At 70.6% G+C, this 16,566-nt stretch carries 13 protein-coding genes; 4 read left to right on the top strand and 9 right to left on the bottom strand.

The window, feature by feature from the left end:
• Positions 1 to 12: 12 nt before the first annotated feature.
• Positions 13 to 960 carry a DnaJ C-terminal domain-containing protein gene (locus ABLE43_RS13530; RefSeq protein WP_348978961.1) on the bottom strand — a complete coding sequence of 316 codons (948 nt, stop codon included), beginning with the start codon at positions 958 to 960 and terminating at the stop codon, positions 13 to 15.
• 159 nt (positions 961 to 1,119) lie between these two features.
• Between ABLE43_RS13530 and ABLE43_RS13525 the strand changes: the two genes are divergently transcribed.
• Positions 1,120 to 1,803, top strand: a complete 684-nt coding sequence (locus tag ABLE43_RS13525; protein WP_348978960.1) for a DUF4197 domain-containing protein — start codon at positions 1,120 to 1,122, stop codon at positions 1,801 to 1,803.
• Positions 1,804 to 2,178: 375 nt separating this feature from the next.
• Here the strand turns inward: ABLE43_RS13525 and ggt are convergent, their stop codons facing one another.
• A complete protein-coding gene (gene ggt / locus ABLE43_RS13520) occupies positions 2,179 to 3,918 on the bottom strand; it encodes a gamma-glutamyltransferase (RefSeq protein ID WP_348978959.1) in 1,740 nt (579 codons plus the stop codon).
• A gap of 96 nt (positions 3,919 to 4,014) precedes the next feature.
• Here ggt and ABLE43_RS13515 point away from each other — a divergent pair, with 96 nt between their 5' ends.
• Positions 4,015 to 5,805: an AMP-dependent synthetase/ligase gene (locus ABLE43_RS13515; RefSeq protein WP_348978958.1), complete on the top strand. Its 1,791-nt coding sequence runs from the start codon at positions 4,015 to 4,017 to the stop codon at positions 5,803 to 5,805.
• A gap of 14 nt (positions 5,806 to 5,819) precedes the next feature.
• Complete coding sequence (locus ABLE43_RS13510) at positions 5,820 to 6,131, top strand: low molecular weight protein tyrosine phosphatase family protein (RefSeq protein WP_348978997.1); 312 nt, start codon at positions 5,820 to 5,822, stop codon at positions 6,129 to 6,131.
• Positions 6,132 to 6,142: 11 nt separating this feature from the next.
• On the opposite strand, the gene proC is transcribed toward ABLE43_RS13510, so the two are convergent.
• The 5 genes from proC to ABLE43_RS13485 are packed head-to-tail and all read right to left on the bottom strand — an operon-like array spanning position 6,143 to position 9,256.
• Positions 6,143 to 6,949 (bottom strand): pyrroline-5-carboxylate reductase, encoded by an 807-nt coding sequence (gene proC, locus ABLE43_RS13505; RefSeq protein WP_348978957.1) that lies wholly within the window; start codon positions 6,947 to 6,949, stop codon positions 6,143 to 6,145.
• Positions 6,946 to 7,446 (bottom strand): type III secretion system chaperone family protein, encoded by a 501-nt coding sequence (locus ABLE43_RS13500; protein WP_348978956.1) that lies wholly within the window; start codon positions 7,444 to 7,446, stop codon positions 6,946 to 6,948. Before ABLE43_RS13500 ends, proC begins: the two co-directional genes overlap by 4 nt.
• A 55-nt stretch (positions 7,447 to 7,501) precedes the next feature.
• The gene (locus ABLE43_RS13495) at positions 7,502 to 7,822 is read right to left on the bottom strand and encodes an accessory factor UbiK family protein (protein WP_348978955.1); all 321 of its coding nucleotides are present in this window, start codon (positions 7,820 to 7,822) and stop codon (positions 7,502 to 7,504) included.
• 49 nt (positions 7,823 to 7,871) lie between these two features.
• A complete protein-coding gene (locus ABLE43_RS13490; protein WP_348978954.1) occupies positions 7,872 to 8,426 on the bottom strand; it encodes a TspO/MBR family protein in 555 nt (184 codons plus the stop codon).
• 41 nt (positions 8,427 to 8,467) lie between these two features.
• Positions 8,468 to 9,256: a TlyA family RNA methyltransferase gene (locus ABLE43_RS13485; protein WP_348978953.1), complete on the bottom strand. Its 789-nt coding sequence runs from the start codon at positions 9,254 to 9,256 to the stop codon at positions 8,468 to 8,470.
• A gap of 180 nt (positions 9,257 to 9,436) precedes the next feature.
• Between ABLE43_RS13485 and ABLE43_RS13480 the strand changes: the two genes are divergently transcribed.
• Positions 9,437 to 10,108 (top strand): RBBP9/YdeN family alpha/beta hydrolase, encoded by a 672-nt coding sequence (locus tag ABLE43_RS13480; protein WP_348978952.1) that lies wholly within the window; start codon positions 9,437 to 9,439, stop codon positions 10,106 to 10,108.
• A gap of 241 nt (positions 10,109 to 10,349) precedes the next feature.
• Here the strand turns inward: ABLE43_RS13480 and ABLE43_RS13475 are convergent, their stop codons facing one another.
• On the bottom strand, positions 10,350 to 14,504 hold the full coding sequence (locus ABLE43_RS13475) for a translocation/assembly module TamB domain-containing protein (protein ID WP_348978951.1): 4,155 nt from the start codon (positions 14,502 to 14,504) through the stop codon (positions 10,350 to 10,352).
• Positions 14,501 to 16,378, bottom strand: coding sequence for an autotransporter assembly complex protein TamA (locus tag ABLE43_RS13470; protein WP_348978950.1), 1,878 nt, complete (start codon positions 16,376 to 16,378; stop codon positions 14,501 to 14,503). Before ABLE43_RS13470 ends, ABLE43_RS13475 begins: the two co-directional genes overlap by 4 nt.
• Positions 16,379 to 16,566 lie beyond the last annotated feature (188 nt).

Raw genomic sequence — 16,566 nt, 5'->3', positions numbered from 1 at the left:
ATCACGCTCCCGTCAAACGCCGAAGCGCCCGCGCGGGTCCATCGTCCGCCCGTCCCAGCGCTGGACGAACTCGACCAGCGCGTCGTCGTCCACCGGCAGGTCGACCATCAGCGTGACGAGCTGGTCGCCGCGCGTCCCGTCCTTGCGGTGGAAGCCGCGTTCCTTGAGGCGCAGCGTCTTGCCCGAGGTCGAACCCTTGGGGACGCTGAGCATCACCGGCCCTTCCACGGTCGGCACGCGGATCTTGCCTCCCAGCACCGCCTCGGCAAGGCTGATCGGCAGGTCGAGGCGCACGTCGTCGCCGTCGCGGGTGTAGAAGCGGTGCGGTTCGACCTCGACGGTCACGATCGCGTCGCCCGCGCCGCCGGGTCCGGGCTCGCCCTTGCCCGACAGGCGCATCTGCGTGCCGCTCTCGACTCCGGCGGGCAATTTCAGGTCGATCGTCTTGCCGTCGGCCAGCGTGATCCGCTGCGGGCTGCGCCGCGCCGCATCCTCGAACGGCACGCGCAGCCTGTAGGCGACGTTCGCGCCCTTGGGCTGGGGCCTGCGTCCGAAGCCGCTGGCGAAACCGCCGCCCGCATTGCCGCCGCCGCGCCCGCCGAACAGCCCCTCGAACAGGTCGGAGAAGTCGCCGCCCTGCCCCGCGCCGCCCATGTCGAAACCGCCGCGTGCGCCCGCACCGGGGCGGAAGCCGCCCGCGCCGGGTCCACCGCCGCCGAAGCCGAACGGCGCGGTCGGATTGCCCTCGCCGTCGATCTCGCCCCGGTCGAAGCGGGCGCGCTTGTCCTTATCGGTCAGCAGGTCGTACGCCTGCGTTACCTTGGAGAAGCGGTCCGAGGCGGCCTTGTTGTCCTTGTTGCGATCGGGGTGCAGCTCTTTCGCGAGCTTGCGATACGCCTTCTTGATGTCCGCTTCGCTGGCGTCGCGCGCCACGCCCAGGGTTGCATAAGGGTCTGCCATGTCACGGTAGCTAGGGGCGGATCGGGCGATCGGCAATGGTCCGCCGGGCCGAAACGGCAGCAAAACGATCCCCGGTTCAACGACGGTTCACGGCGGACACGGCACCGGATCGCATCGGCTGCGTTCAGCGGCGTATACGTTCGATCGGAGAGAACCGACATGCTGCAATCCCAGTTCACCCGGCGGCGCATCCTCGGCGCAGCGGCACTGGTCGCCCCGCTGGCCGCGCTCGGCGGGTGCGCCACGCCGATGGGCAGTTACGGCGTCGACGAGGGCGTGCGGCGGCTGCTGACGCTGGCCAGCGAGCGGGCGCTGGCGCGGCTGACCCGGCCGGGCGGGTTCTACGACGATCAGCTGACCCGGCTGACCGCGCCCGACTTCGGCGGGCGGGGCAATGTCACCGCGGCGGTGCTGCGGACCGAGGCGGTGCGGTCGCGGGTGGAGCGGGCGCTGAATCTGGTCGCCGCCGATGCCGCCGACCGGGCGACGCCGGTGGTGCTCGACGCGATCCGGGGCATGACGCTCGGCGATGCGCTGGCGGTGCTGCGCGGCGGGCCGACGGCGGCGACCGACCTGCTGGCGCGCCAGACGCGCGGCGCGGTGATCGAGGCGATGTTCCCCGAATTCGGGCGCGGCCTGCGATCGGACGTGGGCGAGGTGCTGTCAGTGATCCTGACCGCGCAGACCGGGGTGGACTATGCTGCGCTTGCCCGCGGTGCGGCAGATCAGGCGGCGGGATCGATCTTCCGCGCGATCGGGCGCGAGGAAGCGGCGATCCGCGCCGACCCGCGCCGCACCGGCGATCCGGTGCTGACGGCGCTGTTGCTGGGGACGGGGCGGTAGGCACGGGCGGGGTTCGCTCTACACCCCCCGTTCGTCCCGGGCGAAGTCGAGGGACGGGCGGCATGCGTTGCGCAGGGTGTCTCGACTGCGCTCGACACGAACGGTAGGGATAGGGACCGATCCGGCCGAAACGCGCCTTGCGCAGATACGCTGGATCGGTCGACAGCGGGGCGATCCGATGCTGACGCCGTTGTTGCTGGGGACCGGGCGGTAGGTGTCTCCGGTCCGAGCACGGGAATCATAATCCTGGGGTCTGGAATGCCGCTACCGGTCGTCCTTCCCGCGCAGGCGGGAATCCATATGCACCAGCGTCAGCGATCGTTCGCACGCGCTAGCGTGTATGGATTCCCGCCTGCGCGGGAAGGACGCATGTAATTATTCCACCAGCACCACGCCCTCACGCCGCGGATCGTAGCCGCCGTCGATCCGCCCGTCGCGCACGATCACCCCGTGCAGCCCCGAATCCTCGCCCTGCCCCGGTTGCAACCGCACGCCCTTCGCGGCCAGCGCGGCGAGGATGTCCGGCGAGAATTTCGTCACCTCGCCCTGGAAGCTGTCGCCCCTGGCCACGAGGTTGGGCAGCGCCAGCGCCTGTTGCATCGGCAGTTTCCATTCGACCGCGCCGACCAGCGACTTGCCGACATAGGCGAGGATGGCATTGCCCCCCGCCGATCCCAGCGCTCCGGCGAATTTGCCCTGCCGGTCGATCATCACCAGCGGCGTCATCGACGAGCGCGGGCGCTTGCCCGGCGCCACCGCATTGGCAACCGCCCGCCCGCTCGCATCGGTCGGCGCGAAGGAGAAGTCGGTCATCTGGTTGTTGAGGAAGAAGCCGTCGACCATCCGGCCCGTACCGAAGAAGCTCTCCACCGTCGTCGTCATCGACACGACATTGCCCTTCGCATCGCCGACGATGAAGTGCGAGGTGCCGGTCGGCTCCTGCGTGGCGTCGATCCCCGCCGTCACCGTGCCCATGGGATTGCCCGCCGCAGGAGCAGGCCCGGCGACCGGCGCGATCAGCTTGGCACGCGCCTCGATATAGGCCGGGCTGAGCAGCCCGGCGATCGGCACGTTGACGAAGGCGGAATCGCCGACATAGCGGTCGCGATCGGCGTACATCAGCCGGCTGGCCTCGGCGAAGAGATACCATGCCTGCGGATCGTTCTGGTTCCGCTGGGCGATGTCGGTGCGCCCGAGGATGGCGAGCAGTTCGAGCAGCCCGACGCCCGACGAGGGCGGCGGCGGCGTGCAGACGATGTAGACGCGCCAGTTGCCGCACAGCGGCGACCGCTTGACCGCGCGATAATTGGCGAGGTCCGCCAGCGTCATCGTGCCGGGCAGGTCGCCCTGCGTGGTGCGCGCGACGATCGCCTCCGCCGTCTTGCCGGTATAGAGCGCATCGGGTCCGCGCTTGGCGAGGCGTTCGAGGAAGTCGGCATAGCGCGGGTTCCTGATCCGCGCGCCCGCCGTGACCAGCGTATCGCCCTTGCCCCCGAAATAGCGGCGCACGTCCTCGGCGGCGAGCTGCGGCGACTTGCCCGCCAGGAACCGTCCGAGCCGGGGGGAGACGATGAACCCCTTGGCGGCGGCACGCTCGGCATCGTCGAACAGGTCGCGCCACGGCAGGCTGCCATGCTCGCCATGCGCCAGCGCCAGCATCCGGGCCGCGCCCGGCACGCCGGTCGCCCGGCCCGAGAGCACGGCGGTGGCGAAGGGCAGCGGCTTGCCCTGCGCGTCGAGCAGCATCGTCGGCGTCGCCCCGGCAGGCGCGACCTCGCGTCCGTCGAACACCTCGACCTTGCCGGTGGCGGCGTTGAAATAGGTGAGGAACGCGCCGCCGCCGATGCCCGAACTCTGCGGTTCGACCAGCGAGAGCATCGCCTGTACCGCGATCGCCGCATCGACCGCGCTGCCGCCCTTGCGCAGCACCGCCATCCCGGCTTCGGCGGCCTGGCGGTTGGCGGCGATCACGAACTTCTGCGTCGTGGCGGCGGCGGGCGCCGTTGTCGAAGGTGCGGCGGCGGCGGGGGTCTGCGGGCGATCCCCTCCCAGACCGAAACAGCCGCCGAGCGAGAGGGCGGCGACGGTGGCGAGCGCGGTGGCGATGATCCTCATGCGGCCACGCTTACCCAGTCGGGCGCGGTGCCGCCACAGGAACATTGCCGTATCCGCAAGCGCTGCCTACACCGGGGCGCAGGAGAAGGAAGTACGATGGCCCGCCAACTGGAACATTTCCCCAATCTGGTCGCGATGTTCTTCGCCCGCGCCGCCGAGCGCGGCGACGCGCCGTTCCTGTGGGCCAAGACCGGCGGAAAATGGCAGAGCACCAGCTGGGCCGAGGCGGCGCGGCAGGTCGCCTCCCTTGCCAATGCGCTCAACGCCCTCGGGCTGAAGCGCGGCGACCGGGTGATGCTGGTGAGCGAAAACCGGCCCGAATGGTGCATCAGCGATCTGGCGATCATGGCGGCGGGCTGCGTGACCGTGCCGACCTATGTCACCAACACCGTGCGCGATCATGCGCATATCATCGAGAATTCGGGCGCCTGCGCGATAATCGTGTCGACCGACAAGCTGGCGCGCACCGTGCTGCCCGCCGCGCTCCGCACGTCGCAGTCGTCGGAGAAGATCATCACGATCGAACCCTTCAAATCGGCGCAGCACGGCGGTCTCGAATTCCACGACTGGCACAGGCTGATCGCCGAGCATCCCGCAGAGCCCGCGACGATCGCGGCGCGGGCGGACTTCGCGCGCGGCGACCTGGCGTGCATCATCTATACCTCGGGCACCGGCGGTTCCCCGCGCGGGGTGATGCAGCATCACGGCGCGATCCTGCACAACGTCAACGGCTGCTGCGCCGTCATCTCCGAGGATTTCGGCTGGGGGGACGAGGTGTTCCTGTCGTTCCTGCCGCTCAGCCATGCCTATGAACATACCGGCGGACAGCATTTCCCGATCGGGCTGGGCGGGCAGATCTATTACAGCGAGGGGCTCGACAAGCTGGCGAGCAATATCGAGGAGGTGCGTCCGACGATCATGGTCGTCGTCCCCCGCCTGTTCGAGGTGCTGCGCACCCGCATCACCAAGGGCGTTCAGAAGCAGGGAAAGGTGTCGAGCTGGCTGCTCGACCGCGCGGTGACGATCGGCGGGCGCGAGGGCGGCCCGCGCCTGATCGACCGTCCCGCCAGGCTGCTGGTCGATACGCTGCTGAAGCCGAAGATCGCCAAGCGCTTCGGCGGGCGGCTGAAGGCGATGGTGTCGGGCGGCGCGCCGCTGAACCCGGAGGTCGGCAACTTCTTCGAATCGCTCGGCCTCACCTTCCTGCAAGGCTATGGCCAGACCGAGGCGGCGCCGGTCATCTCTTGCAACCGCCCGGCGGCGGGGATCAAGATGGACACGGTCGGCCCGCCACTGCCCAATACCGAGGTGCGCATCGCCGCCGACGGCGAGATCCTCGTGCGCGGCGAGCTGGTGATGCACGGATACTGGCGCAACGAGGCCGAAACGGCGCGGGTGCTCAAGGACGGCTGGCTTCACACCGGCGACATCGGCGAGATCGACGCGCGCGGGCGCATCCGCATCACCGATCGCAAGAAGGACATCATCGTCAACGACAAGGGCGATAACGTCGCGCCGCAGAAGGTCGAGGGGATGCTGACGCTCCAGGACGAGATCGCGCAGGCGATGATCGCGGGCGACCGGCGGCCCTATATGGTGGCGGTGCTGGTGCCCGACGCCGAATGGACCCAGAAATTCTGCGCCAAGGGTGGCGCGCGCTGCGACTTCGCGCGGCTGCGCGAGGACAGCGATTACCGCGCGGCGCTGGGCGCGGCGGTGGAGCGGGTGAACAAGGACCTGTCGGTGACGGAACGCATCCGCCGCTTCATCATCGCCGACGAACCCTTCACCATCGAGAACCAGCAGCTCACCCCGAGTCTCAAGATCCGGCGGCATGTGCTGAAGGGCGTGTACGGCGAGCGGCTGGACGCGCTGTACAAGGGGTGAGGCGCTATTTGTTCGTGTGCAGCCAGAACAAGCTGCGCAGCCCGACCGCCGAGCAAATTTTTGCCGAGGCCCCCGGAATCGAGGTGTCGTCGGCGGGCACCAATCATGATGCGGAAAACCCGCTGACGGATGAGCTCGTCGCGTGGGCGGACACCATCTTCGTCATGGAGCGAGCACATCGGAACCGGGTGCAGCGCCATTTCCGCCGCAGCCTGAACGGCAAGCGGATTGTCTGCCTCGACATTCCCGATGATTACGACTTCATGGAACCGGCATTGATCGCGCTGCTGCGGGCGCGGATGGCACGCCACCTGCCGATCGCGTAGGCCATGGTTCGCTACCGGCGCGCCGCCGCCGCCATTTCGGCGTTGCGCCGCTCCGACGCCGCCAGCGTCACCGCGAGCAGCGCCTTGAGCGCATCGCCTTCGTCAAGCACGTTCAGCCCCTGCCGCGTCGAACCGCCGGGGCTGGCCACCCGGTCGGCGAGAACTGCGGGGGAGGCATCCGCCCCTGCCGCCATCGTCGCCGACCCCTGCACCGTCGCGATCGCGAGGCGCTGCGCCTGATCGGCGGGCAGGCCCAGCGCCGCCCCCGCCGCCGCCAGCGCATCGATGAAGCGGAACACGAAGCCCGGGCCGCAGCCCGACAGCGCCGTCACCGCATCGAAGAGCGCAGCATCGTCGATCCATTCGACCAGCCCGAGCGGGCGCATCAGCGCCTCGGCCCGGTCGCGCGCGGCGGCATCCTGCGAATGCGAATGGAGCGCCACCACCCCCTGCCCGATCGCGACCGGCAGGTTGGGCATGGCGCGCACGATGCTGCCCGCGGCGAACCGACGGGCGAGCGCTCCCTCCTCCACGCCCGCGAGGATCGATACCAGCAGCGGCACGCCCGCGATGCGCGGGGCGAGGCCGGGGGCGATATCGTCCAGCTGCTGCGGCTTCACCGCCAGCACGACGATCCCCGGCACTGGTCCCTCGGGCAGCGTCGTGCGATTCGTCACGCCCGGCGGCAGATTACGGGGCGAACGGGTGACGACGGTGATCCGCGAAGGATCGATCCCGTCGGCCAGCCAGCGCGCCAGCATCGCCGCGCCCATGTTGCCGCAGCCTATCAGCCACAGCGCATCGGCGGCGGCGCTCACGCCTCGCCCTGCGTCTCGATCATCGAGGCGGCGATCGCTTCCTTCGGGGTCTTGCCGCCCCACATCACGAACTGGAACACGGGGTAGAAGCGCTCGCATTCGTCGATCGCGGCGTCGATCAGCATCTCGCACTGGTCGAGCGTCAATTGCGGCTCGTCGCCCAGCATCGCGGCATGGCGGAACAACAGGATGCCGCTCGACGACCACAGCTCGAAATGGCCGATCCACAGCTGTTCGTTGATGAGGCCGATCGTCTCGTAGATCGCCTGCCGCCGCTCGTCGGGCACGCGCACGTCGGGCAGCGCGAGGAACTGGAGCACCCCGTCCTCGCCGCGCCAGATCGCGCGCAGCTCGAACTCGGTCCAGCTGCCCTTCACATGGCCGACGATCTCGTCGCCGTCGCGTTCGTGACGCCAGCCGTGCGCGGCGAAATAGCGCTCCAGCGTATCGATCGGCACGGCGTCGTCGCCGTCTTCTTCCACTTCGTCCAACATCATCGCCCGCTGTAGCGCCCCGCGTGGCCGACGTCACGCGGGGAGCGGCGGATAAAGCTCAGAGCGCGCCTTCGCCCGCACCGGGGCTGTCGGCGGGTTCGCGGTCGAAGCTGGTCGGCGCGGCCGGCTCGGGGGCCGCGTGCTTCGCTTCCAGTGCGTCGAGTCGCGCGCGGAGCGCATCGGCTTCGTCGCGGGCGGCGACGGCCATCGCCTTCACCACCTCGAACTCGTCGCGGCTGACGAAGTCCATGCCGCCGAGGAAGGTCTTGGCCCGCTCGCGCGCGGCGGCCTCGCCCTCGCGCGCCATGCCTGCCAGCGTGCCCGCGGCACCGTTCACGAACTTGGCGAAATCGTCGAACAGGCGATTGTCGGACTGCATGGGCGTTCCTTCAGGCAATTGGGTGCGGGCGGGAAGGCCCCGTCCGGCTCTAAAGCTCGATTTGGGTGGAGGCGGGCGGCGACGCAAGGGTTTCCGCGTCCGGGTTCGCCCGGTCGATCTGCCAATTGAGCGCCGCGGCGACCGTCAGCCACGCGAGATAGGGCACCAGCAGCCACGCCGCGAGCGGGCGGATGCGCCCGAAGGCGATCGTCGTGGCGAGCGCCGCCGCCCATAGGGTGACGATCAGCACCAGCGCCGCCGTCACCTGATGCAGGCCGAAGAACAGCGGCGTCCATGCGAGATTGAGCAGCAGCTGCACCGCGAACAGCGCGACCGCCACTCCCCGCCCCCGCGCACCACGCGCGTTGAGCACCAGCGCCAGCGCCACGCCCATCAGAATGTACAGCGTGCTCCACACCATAGGGAACGCCCAGTCGGGCGGACGGATCGCGGGCAGCGTCAGCAATTGGTACCAGCGATTCTCGCTGCCCACCGGCACCATCCGGCCCGACAGGAAACCGAGCAGCAGGATCAGCGGCACGACCACGACCGCGCGGCGCAGGAAGCCTGCACGCAACTGCCCTTGCGATGCGATCTCACGCATGTCCGGCCCTCCCGCTGCGACCCGCCCGTTGCGCGTCGGCGTCAGGGCGAATGGCTTGTCGTGCCGGGTGCGTCAATATCGGACGGTGCCGGGCCTGCCGGGGCATGTGCCGCGATGAGAAACTCGACATTGCCCTCGGGGCCGGTGATCGGGCTGGCGTCGATCCCCGCGACCCGCCAGCCGATGCCCTCCAGCCAGTCGGCGACTGCCTTGCATACCCGGTCGTGTACCGCGGGATCGCGGACCACCCCGCCCTTGCCGACCTCGCCCCGCCCCGCCTCGAACTGCGGCTTGATGAGCGCCAGCAGCCGCCCGCCGGGCTTCACGAAGCGCAAAGGGACCGCCAGCACCTTTTCCAGCGCGATGAAGCTGGCGTCGCACACTACCAGGTCGATCGGCTCGGGGATTTGCGCCCCGGTCAGCAGGCGCGCGCTCAGCTGTTCATGGACGATGACGCGCGGGTCCTGGCGCAGCTTCCATGCGAGCTGGTTGGTGCCGCTGTCGACCGCATAGACCCGGGCCGCCCCGCGGGTCAGCAGCACGTCGGTGAAGCCGCCGGTGGAGGAGCCGACGTCGATCGCGACCGCCTCTGCCACGTCCCAGCCGAAGCGGTCGAGGCCATGCGCCAGCTTGATCCCGCCGCGCGACACCCATGGATGGTCGCGCCCGCGCACGTCGATCGCCGCGTCTGCGGACAGTTGCTGTCCGGGCTTGTCCACCTTGCGGTCGCCGACGAACACGAGGCCCGCCATCACCAGTGCCTGCGCGCGGGTGCGGCTTTCGGCGAGGCCGCGATCGACGAGGAGCTGGTCTGCGCGCTGCTTGGCCATGCGCCTCCATGACGCGGCTTTCGGCTGGTCGCAAGCGGCGTTCGATTCGTCGGCAGGGCTATTGCCTATTCATTCGGTAGGAATATCTTGGGTATCGGAAGCCGACCCCGATCCGATCCTTCCCTGAGCTACGGAGGGCCGGCTTCCACCCGATATCCGCCCCCCAGAAGGAGCATGACGATGGCGCAGTTCTCCAGTCTCTCCGCCGGTCCGCCGACCGTATTGACCGTGCCGGGCCTGAACGGTTCCGGCCCGTCGCACTGGCAGACGCTGTGGGAACAGTCCCGCCCCGACACCGCGCGGGTCGAACTGGGGCTGTGGTCGCGGCCCTTGCGCAATGCGTGGGTGACGAAGCTCGACCAGGCGATCCGGCAGGCGCAGGCACCGGTGGTGCTCGCCGCGCATTCGCTCGGCTGCCTTGCGGTGGCGTGGTGGGCGCAGCTGTCGGGGCAGCCCTATGGCTGGCCGGTCGCGGGGGCATTGCTGGTGGCGCCTGCCGATGTCGATCGCGCGGGTGCGCCGATCGAGTTGCAGGGCTTCGCGCCCGCGCCGCGCATCCCGCTGCCCTTCCCGTCGATCGTCGTCGCCTCGACCGACGATCCGTGGGTGTCGATCGAGCGCGCCCATTCGATGGCGGTCGACTGGGGCAGCCATTTCGTCGATGCGGGCGCGCAGGGGCATCTGAACGCCGCCAGCGGCATCGGCTGGTGGGAAGAGGGGCAGGAACTGCTCGACCGGGTGATCGCGGCTTCCGGAGACGGCCACGGCCATGTCCGCGCGCCGTCGGAGGCGCGGTCGGTGCTGGCGGTCAGCGCGACCGATGCGGCGCAGGGGCGGTTCCTCGGGCAGTAGGGCTCCCGCATAGATTGCTCTGAGAAAGTCCAAGGTAAGTGCCTGATCCTGTCGTACCCCCGCGCAGGCGGGGGTCCAGAGCCAAGTAAAACAGCGGCTTGCGTCCGCGGCTTCTGGACCCCCGCCTGCGCGGGGGTACGGAAAAGGACGTTCGCAGAGCAATCGACATACGAACGCTACGCTCGACCATTCGTGTCGGGCGCAGTCGAGGGACGAACGGCGTGGCGCGTAGGTCGCTCCCTCAATAATCCTTCGATACCCGCACGTTGGCGCTCTGGCGCCCGATCGTCGAGATCGACGACAGCAGCGACAGCCAGCGCGTGACCTGAAACTCGATGCGGGTCGCGGAATAGCCCTGCCCGTCGGTCACGATCTCGGCATAGAAGCGCCGCGTCAGATATTTGCCCGCCGCGACCGACGTACCCTGCCGCGTCTGCGGATCGGCGGGCAGGATGCGCAGCCGGTCGAGCCCCGCCGCGCGGCGCACCGCGTTGATCGGGTTCAGCCCGCCCTCCCCGTTCTGCAGCGCGGCCACCGCCGCCGCCAGCTGCAACGCTTCCGGCGCGGACAGGTTGGTGATCGAGGTGCCGAACAACAGCCGCGACAACAGCTCGTCCTCGGGCAGCGCGGGCACGCTCTGGAAGCTGATCTCGGGCCTGGTCGCGGTGCCCGCCACGCGGATCGTGGCGTTCAGCCCCTGCGTATCCGCCGCCGCGACGATATCGAGCGCGGGGTCGGCGGGCACTTCGCCGTTGAAGCGCAGCGCGCCGCGATCGACGCGGAACTCGCGGCCCGCGAACTCGTAATCGCCGCGGATCAGGTCGGCGCGCCCGTTGATGACCGGGTTGGTCGGCTCGCCGCCGATGCGCAGGTCCGCCGACCATTCGCTGGTGAGGCCGAGGCCGGTGACGATCAGCCCGCCGGGTGCGCGTGCGCGCAGGTCGAGCCGCCACGGGGCCGCCGCCGCGACATCCTCGTCATCGCCGTCGGGGCGGTTGATCTCGCGGATGTTGAGCCGCGGGATCGGCGCGGTGGCGGTCGCGCGGCCCAGCCGGTACCGGCTGCCGTCCATCCGCACCTCGCCCGAAATCAGCCCGCCCGCGCCGTCGCTGTGCACCCGGATCGGGCCGGTGACGGTCGCGCCGATCGAATCGGTGTTGATGAGCCGGGCGCGATCGGCACTCAGCGACAGGTCGATGCCGAAGCCGCGCACCGCCGCGAACTCGAAATTGCCGGTGCCAGTGACGCGCCCCTGCCGCCCGTCGCTGGCGGCGAAGCGATCGATCACCAGCTGCGACCCGTCGAACCGGCCCTGCGCCTCGACGCCGGTCAGCACGGTGCCGGTGATCGCGCTTTCGATGCGCGCGCCCGTCGAGCGCACCACGCCGCGGATGCGCGGGTCGGCCAGCCGCCCGGTCACGTCCGCGCCGACCGCGACGGGGCCGGACAGGTCGAACAGCTCGATCCCGGTCAGCCGCCACAGCGTATCGGCGGGGCCGCCGTAGCGCAGCTGCGCGAACAGCGGCGCGTTCGACAGGCGGGTGGCGAGGTCGCCCTGCCCGAGCGGTGCCAGCCGCGCCTGTGCCCGGCCGATCGTCCTGCCCCCGCTCGCCATCACCGCGCGCAGCCCCGCGCGGTTGGCATCGAGCACCGCCGCCACGCCGACATCGATCGGGGTCGAGGAGAGGACGAGGCCCGAGCGGGTCAGCCCACGCACCGTCAGGTCGACTTTGCCCGAGGGCGTCTCGCCGGTCTGGCCATAGCGGATCGTACCCGATGCGGTGCCGCCCAGCCCCAGCCCCGGATAGCCGATGTCGAGCACCGCCAGCGGCATCCGCGCCACGTCGAGCGTCACGTCGGTCGCCGCCCCGCCGAACGCCGCACCCACCGTCGCGCTGCCCCCGGCGAAGCTGAACCGGGTGGGGGCGAGCCGCCATCCCTCGCCCTCGCGCCGGACGATCGCGGGCGTCTCCAGCTTCAGCGGACGGCGATCGAGCGTGCCCTGCGCGGCGATGCGATACTCGTCCGCGCCGATCTGCGTCACGGTATCGATCGCGAAGGCGCGCCCGCGCGATCCGGCGATCGATGCGCGGAGTTCGCCCACCCCGTCGATCAGGCGGGCGCTTCCCTCGATCCGCGCCAGCGACAGCTGCCCGCGACGGAAGCCGAGCGCGTTGAGCTGTGCGTCGAGCGTGGTGCCGCCGCCCTGCAACACGACGCCCGCCACCAACCGGGCGCGCCGCACCTGTCCCAGTGTGCCCAGCCGCGCGCGCACCGCATTCAGCGCGATGTCGATCCGCTGGTCGCTGCCTTGCGGACGGAAATCGATCGTGCCGTCGATCCCGCCGCCCGCGACGGCCAGTTGCCCGAGAAAGCCTTCGGGCACGATATCCACGCCGCCGGTCGCGCGGGTGCCGCTGACCTCCAGCGCGTCGACCGCGATGCGGGCGGTGCCGCCGCTCGGCAACAGGATGCGCCCGGTCGCGGTGAACGGCCCGATCCGCGAGCCCCCGGCGGCGCGCCAGGCGAAACCCTCCGGCGTGGGATCGAGATGCGCCTGCACCTGCGCCAGCCCCAGCGTCGCATTGGGCTGGGCGAAGCGCAGGTCTAGGGTCGGCTTCGCGATATCACCGTCGAGCACCAGCTGCACCGGACCATAGGTCGCCTGTCGTCCCACCGCCTCGATATGGAACGTCCCGTCGCGGCGGCGATAGCCGTTGCCGCTGAGTGTCAGACCCGGCGACACCAGCCGCAATCCGCGGAGGTAGAGCGTGCCGTCGCGCCCGCGCTCCAGCCCCGTCTCGATCCGCGGCAGCCCCTGGGTTAGCGAGCGGAAGAAGCCGTTGTCGAGCCGCCGAACCTGCGCCATTCCCCGCCCGACGATGCGGGTGCCGCCGCCGGGGATCGGCACGGCGGTCAGCCGGGTCTGCACGTCGACCAGCCCGAGGCCGGGGATCAGATAGCGTTGCAGCGCGCCGCTCACCCCCACCTCGTAGCGCCCGGTGGCGAGGTCGAGCGTCAGCATGATCCGCCCGTTCAGCTTGTCCGACCGCACGATCAGGTCGTTGCCGACGAGGGTGCGCGCATCGACGCGCAGCACGCCGCTGACCGACAGGTTGCGCAATATGCCCCCCGCCACCTCGCCGATGCCGGTGACGCGCTGCGCCGCGAGGCGAATCGGCACCGTGACCGGCGCGCGCGAGAAGCGGCCCTGCCCCGCGGCGACCACACCCTCGAACCCGGTCTGGTCGAACGCGACGCGGGCGGCGCGCAGGCGATAGTCGAACTTCGCGGTGGAGAACGCCCCGTCGAGGATCGCCCGCAACTCGATGTCGCGCCCGGTCATGTTGGGGAACAGTGCGGCGGGACGCAGCAGCCGCGCGCGCAGGCGCAGGTCGCGGAACGCGCCGGTGCCCAGATCGACGATCCCGTCCGCCTCCAGCGCCAGCGCCGGGCTGCGCAGCGCCAGCACGCCGTCGATCCGCCGGTTGGCGAAGGTGGCGGCACCGCTCACGCGCACCTGCGGCGCAGTGATCCGCTGGAGCTTACCCTGAAGCAGCACCGACGGCGCGAGCGTGCCGCCCAGCGTATAGCGCCCGGCGCGCACCCCCAGCGTCAGCGCGACGATCCGCCGCCCGCCCGCATCCGCCAGCGCGCGCCCGTCCCATGCCGACCAGCGCCCGTCGCCGGTCACTTCCACGCTAAGCGGACGGCGGATGCCGCTGACGGCGGCGAGCAGCCCGTCGCCCCGCCCCCGCGCGCGCAGCTCGAGGTCGAAGCGGTCGCGATCCGGCTCGGCATCCAGCCGCAGGCGGAGGCGATCGCTGGCGGCGATGTCGAGCGCCAGATCGACCAGCGCCCGGCCGGAGCGGACGTCCGTCTGTCCCGCCAGTTGCCCGACGCGCGCGGTCCCCGTCACCGCCTTGCCCAGTTCCAGCCGGTCGACGCTCAGCCGGGCGACGCGGATGTCGAACGACGGCAGGATCGGGGCCTTGCGCCCGGTCCTGAGCGGCTGCGGCAGCTTGGCCAGCACCGCGCGCGGGATGTGCAGCCGGTCGATCCTCAGCCGGTTCGACCAGAATTCCCACGGCCGCCAGTCGAGTTCGGCCAGCGGCGCGCGCAGCACCAGCCCCTTGCTGTCGTAGATCCGCACGTCGACCAGCCGCGCGCTGCGATAGATCGACCCCTCGATCCGCCCGATGCGATAACGCATGCCGTTGGCGGGCTTCAGCGTCGCGATGCGGTTGGCGATCAGCCGGTGGCCGGGGCCGGTATCGATCGCGATCAGCAGCACCCCCGCCAGCACGACGATCGCCAGCAGCCACTGCCCGATCCGCCGCAGCCAGCCGATGCGGCGCTGCGGCGGGGCGTCGGGCGCGGTCTCGCCCTCGCTCAAAACGCCTGCCCCAGCGAGACATAGACGGCGATGCGCGGGTCGCCGCGCTGCGGGTTGACCGGCGTGCCGACGTCGATGCGGATCGGCCCGAAATTGCTGTAGTAGCGCACGCCGATCCCCGCGCCGTAGCGCATCCCCGAGAATTCGGGCAGCGTCGAGGTATAGATGTTGCCCGCATCGAGGAACGGCACGACCCCGAAATTGCCGAACGCCCTCACCCGCGCCTCGATCGAGAATTCGGCGAGGCTGCGCCCGCCGATCGGATCGTTGTTCGGATCGCGCGGGCCGATGCTCTGGAAGCCGTAGCCGCGCACCGACGCGCCGCCCCCGGCATAGAAGCGCCGCGACGGCGCGACCGCATCGCGCGGCGCGCCGAGGATCGATCCGATCCGGGTACGCCCCGCCAGCACCACCCGGTCGCCGAACGGGCGGTACACGCTGCCGTCGAGTTGCAATCGGGTATAGCCGAACACCGCACCCTGCAACGACAGTTCGGGGCTGAGCCGCCCGCCCAGCCGGAAGCCGCGCGTCGGGTTGAGCAGGTCGTCGGACCCGTCATAATTGAGGCTGGTGGGCAGCGCGCCGATGAAATAGGTCCGCCGCCGCGGCTCGCCGGTGCTGACGATCACGTCGCGCTCGTCGGTCGCCAGCAGTTCGCCGCCCAGCGACCAGGTCCAGGTCTTCTGGAAGAAGATGTTGGTCTGCCGTTCGAGGCTGCCCGAGAGCGACAGCGTGTTCGCCTCGAACGCATCGCGCACCAGATGGGTCGCGGCGACCTGCGCGGTCAGCAGCCGGTCGCGCCCGTGGAAATTGTTGCGGCGGAAGGTCGCCGCCGCCACCTGCTCGCGCGTGCCCAGCACCCCGCGCAGCGTCAGCGCGCCTTCGGGCGGGAACAGGTTGCGGTGGGTCCAGCTCCCCTCGACCCGCGCGCCCTCGCCGGTGCCATAGCCCAGTTCGGCGGCGATGGTGCGCGGCGGGGCGGGCTCCATCGTCAGGTCGAGATCGACGGTGCCCGGCGCCTGCCCCTCGACCGGGGTGAGGCGCACCTGCGAGACGAGGCCGGTCTGTACGATCGCACGGCGCAGGTCGTCGACCAGCGTCGAATCATAGGTTTCGCCGGGCCGGAACCGGGCGATGTCCTGTGCATGCTCCCCGTCGAAGATGCGGTTGGGCCGGGTGACGATCCGCCCGAAGCGGCGTTCCCCGCCCGGTGCCACGTTCACCGCGATCGTCGCGGTACGGGTCGCGTGATCGACGGTGATCTCGGGTTCACCCACCTTCGCGAAAGGGAAGCCCTCGCGCCCGATCGTCGTTTCCAGCTTCTCCTGCGCGGCGACCACCTTGTCGCCCTGTACCGGCATGTCGGGGGCGATCGGGAAGGCCGCGCGCAGTTCGTCCGCCTTGGTCCCCGCCGCCGCGATCCCCGGCGTCCGCACCTGCGCGAAGCGGTAGCGCTCGCCCGGCTCGACCTCCAGATAGACGATCAGCCGGTCGCCCTCGGGCCGTACGCTGGTGGCGATGCGCGCGTCGAAATAGCCCTCGTTGCGCAGCAGGTCGTCCAGCGTGCGCGCATCCTCGCGCGCGCGGCGATCGATCTGCGCGGCATTGGCCGGTTCGCCTTCGTTCGCGCGCAGTGTGGACAGTTCGTTGAACCGCTGGCGGAACAGCTCGTCGCCGATGCCGTCGATGCCGGTGATGCGGTAGTTGTAGCGCGCCTCGCCGGTCGCCTGCACCGGGCGGATCGCGGCGAGCGGGTCGGCCGGTTCGGGCGCGATCTCGGGCCAGGCGACGCCGATGTCGGGCAGGTCGGCCAGCGGCGCGTCGGGGGCGAGCGGCACCTCCTGCGCGCAAGCGACTCCCGGACCCGCGACCACGAGCCATCCGGCGCCCAACAGCAACACAAGCCGGCAGCTCGACATGGGTTCGTCCTAGCCGCTGCGGCCCCTCCGCGCCAAGGGGCTGAATCCGTGCGTCCGCGCCGGAATGCGACGGATTCGCGCCCGGTCGTCCGGCGGCGCTGGCGCGGGGACCGGCGCTGTGGCACATCGCGGCCATGCAGCGC

Source organism: Sphingomonas silueang, assembly GCF_040049155.1.
GTDB classification, from domain to species: domain Bacteria; phylum Pseudomonadota; class Alphaproteobacteria; order Sphingomonadales; family Sphingomonadaceae; genus Sphingomonas; species Sphingomonas silueang.
This window is presented reverse-complemented; position numbering and strand designations above follow the sequence as displayed.

Bases quoted from the DNA above. Each gene is read 5' to 3' on its own strand.
- ABLE43_RS13530 (WP_348978961.1), bottom strand. From the start codon at position 960: ATGGCAGACCCTTATGCAACCCTGGGCGTGGCGCGCGACGCCAGCGAA.
- ABLE43_RS13525 (WP_348978960.1), top strand. From the start codon at position 1,120: ATGCTGCAATCCCAGTTCACCCGGCGGCGCATCCTCGGCGCAGCGGCA.
- ggt (WP_348978959.1), bottom strand. From the start codon at position 3,918: ATGAGGATCATCGCCACCGCGCTCGCCACCGTCGCCGCCCTCTCGCTC.
- ABLE43_RS13515 (WP_348978958.1), top strand. From the start codon at position 4,015: ATGGCCCGCCAACTGGAACATTTCCCCAATCTGGTCGCGATGTTCTTC.
- ABLE43_RS13500 (WP_348978956.1), bottom strand. From the start codon at position 7,446: ATGATGTTGGACGAAGTGGAAGAAGACGGCGACGACGCCGTGCCGATC.
- ABLE43_RS13495 (WP_348978955.1), bottom strand. From the start codon at position 7,822: ATGCAGTCCGACAATCGCCTGTTCGACGATTTCGCCAAGTTCGTGAAC.
- ABLE43_RS13490 (WP_348978954.1), bottom strand. From the start codon at position 8,426: ATGCGTGAGATCGCATCGCAAGGGCAGTTGCGTGCAGGCTTCCTGCGC.
- ABLE43_RS13485 (WP_348978953.1), bottom strand. From the start codon at position 9,256: ATGGCCAAGCAGCGCGCAGACCAGCTCCTCGTCGATCGCGGCCTCGCC.
- ABLE43_RS13480 (WP_348978952.1), top strand. From the start codon at position 9,437: ATGGCGCAGTTCTCCAGTCTCTCCGCCGGTCCGCCGACCGTATTGACC.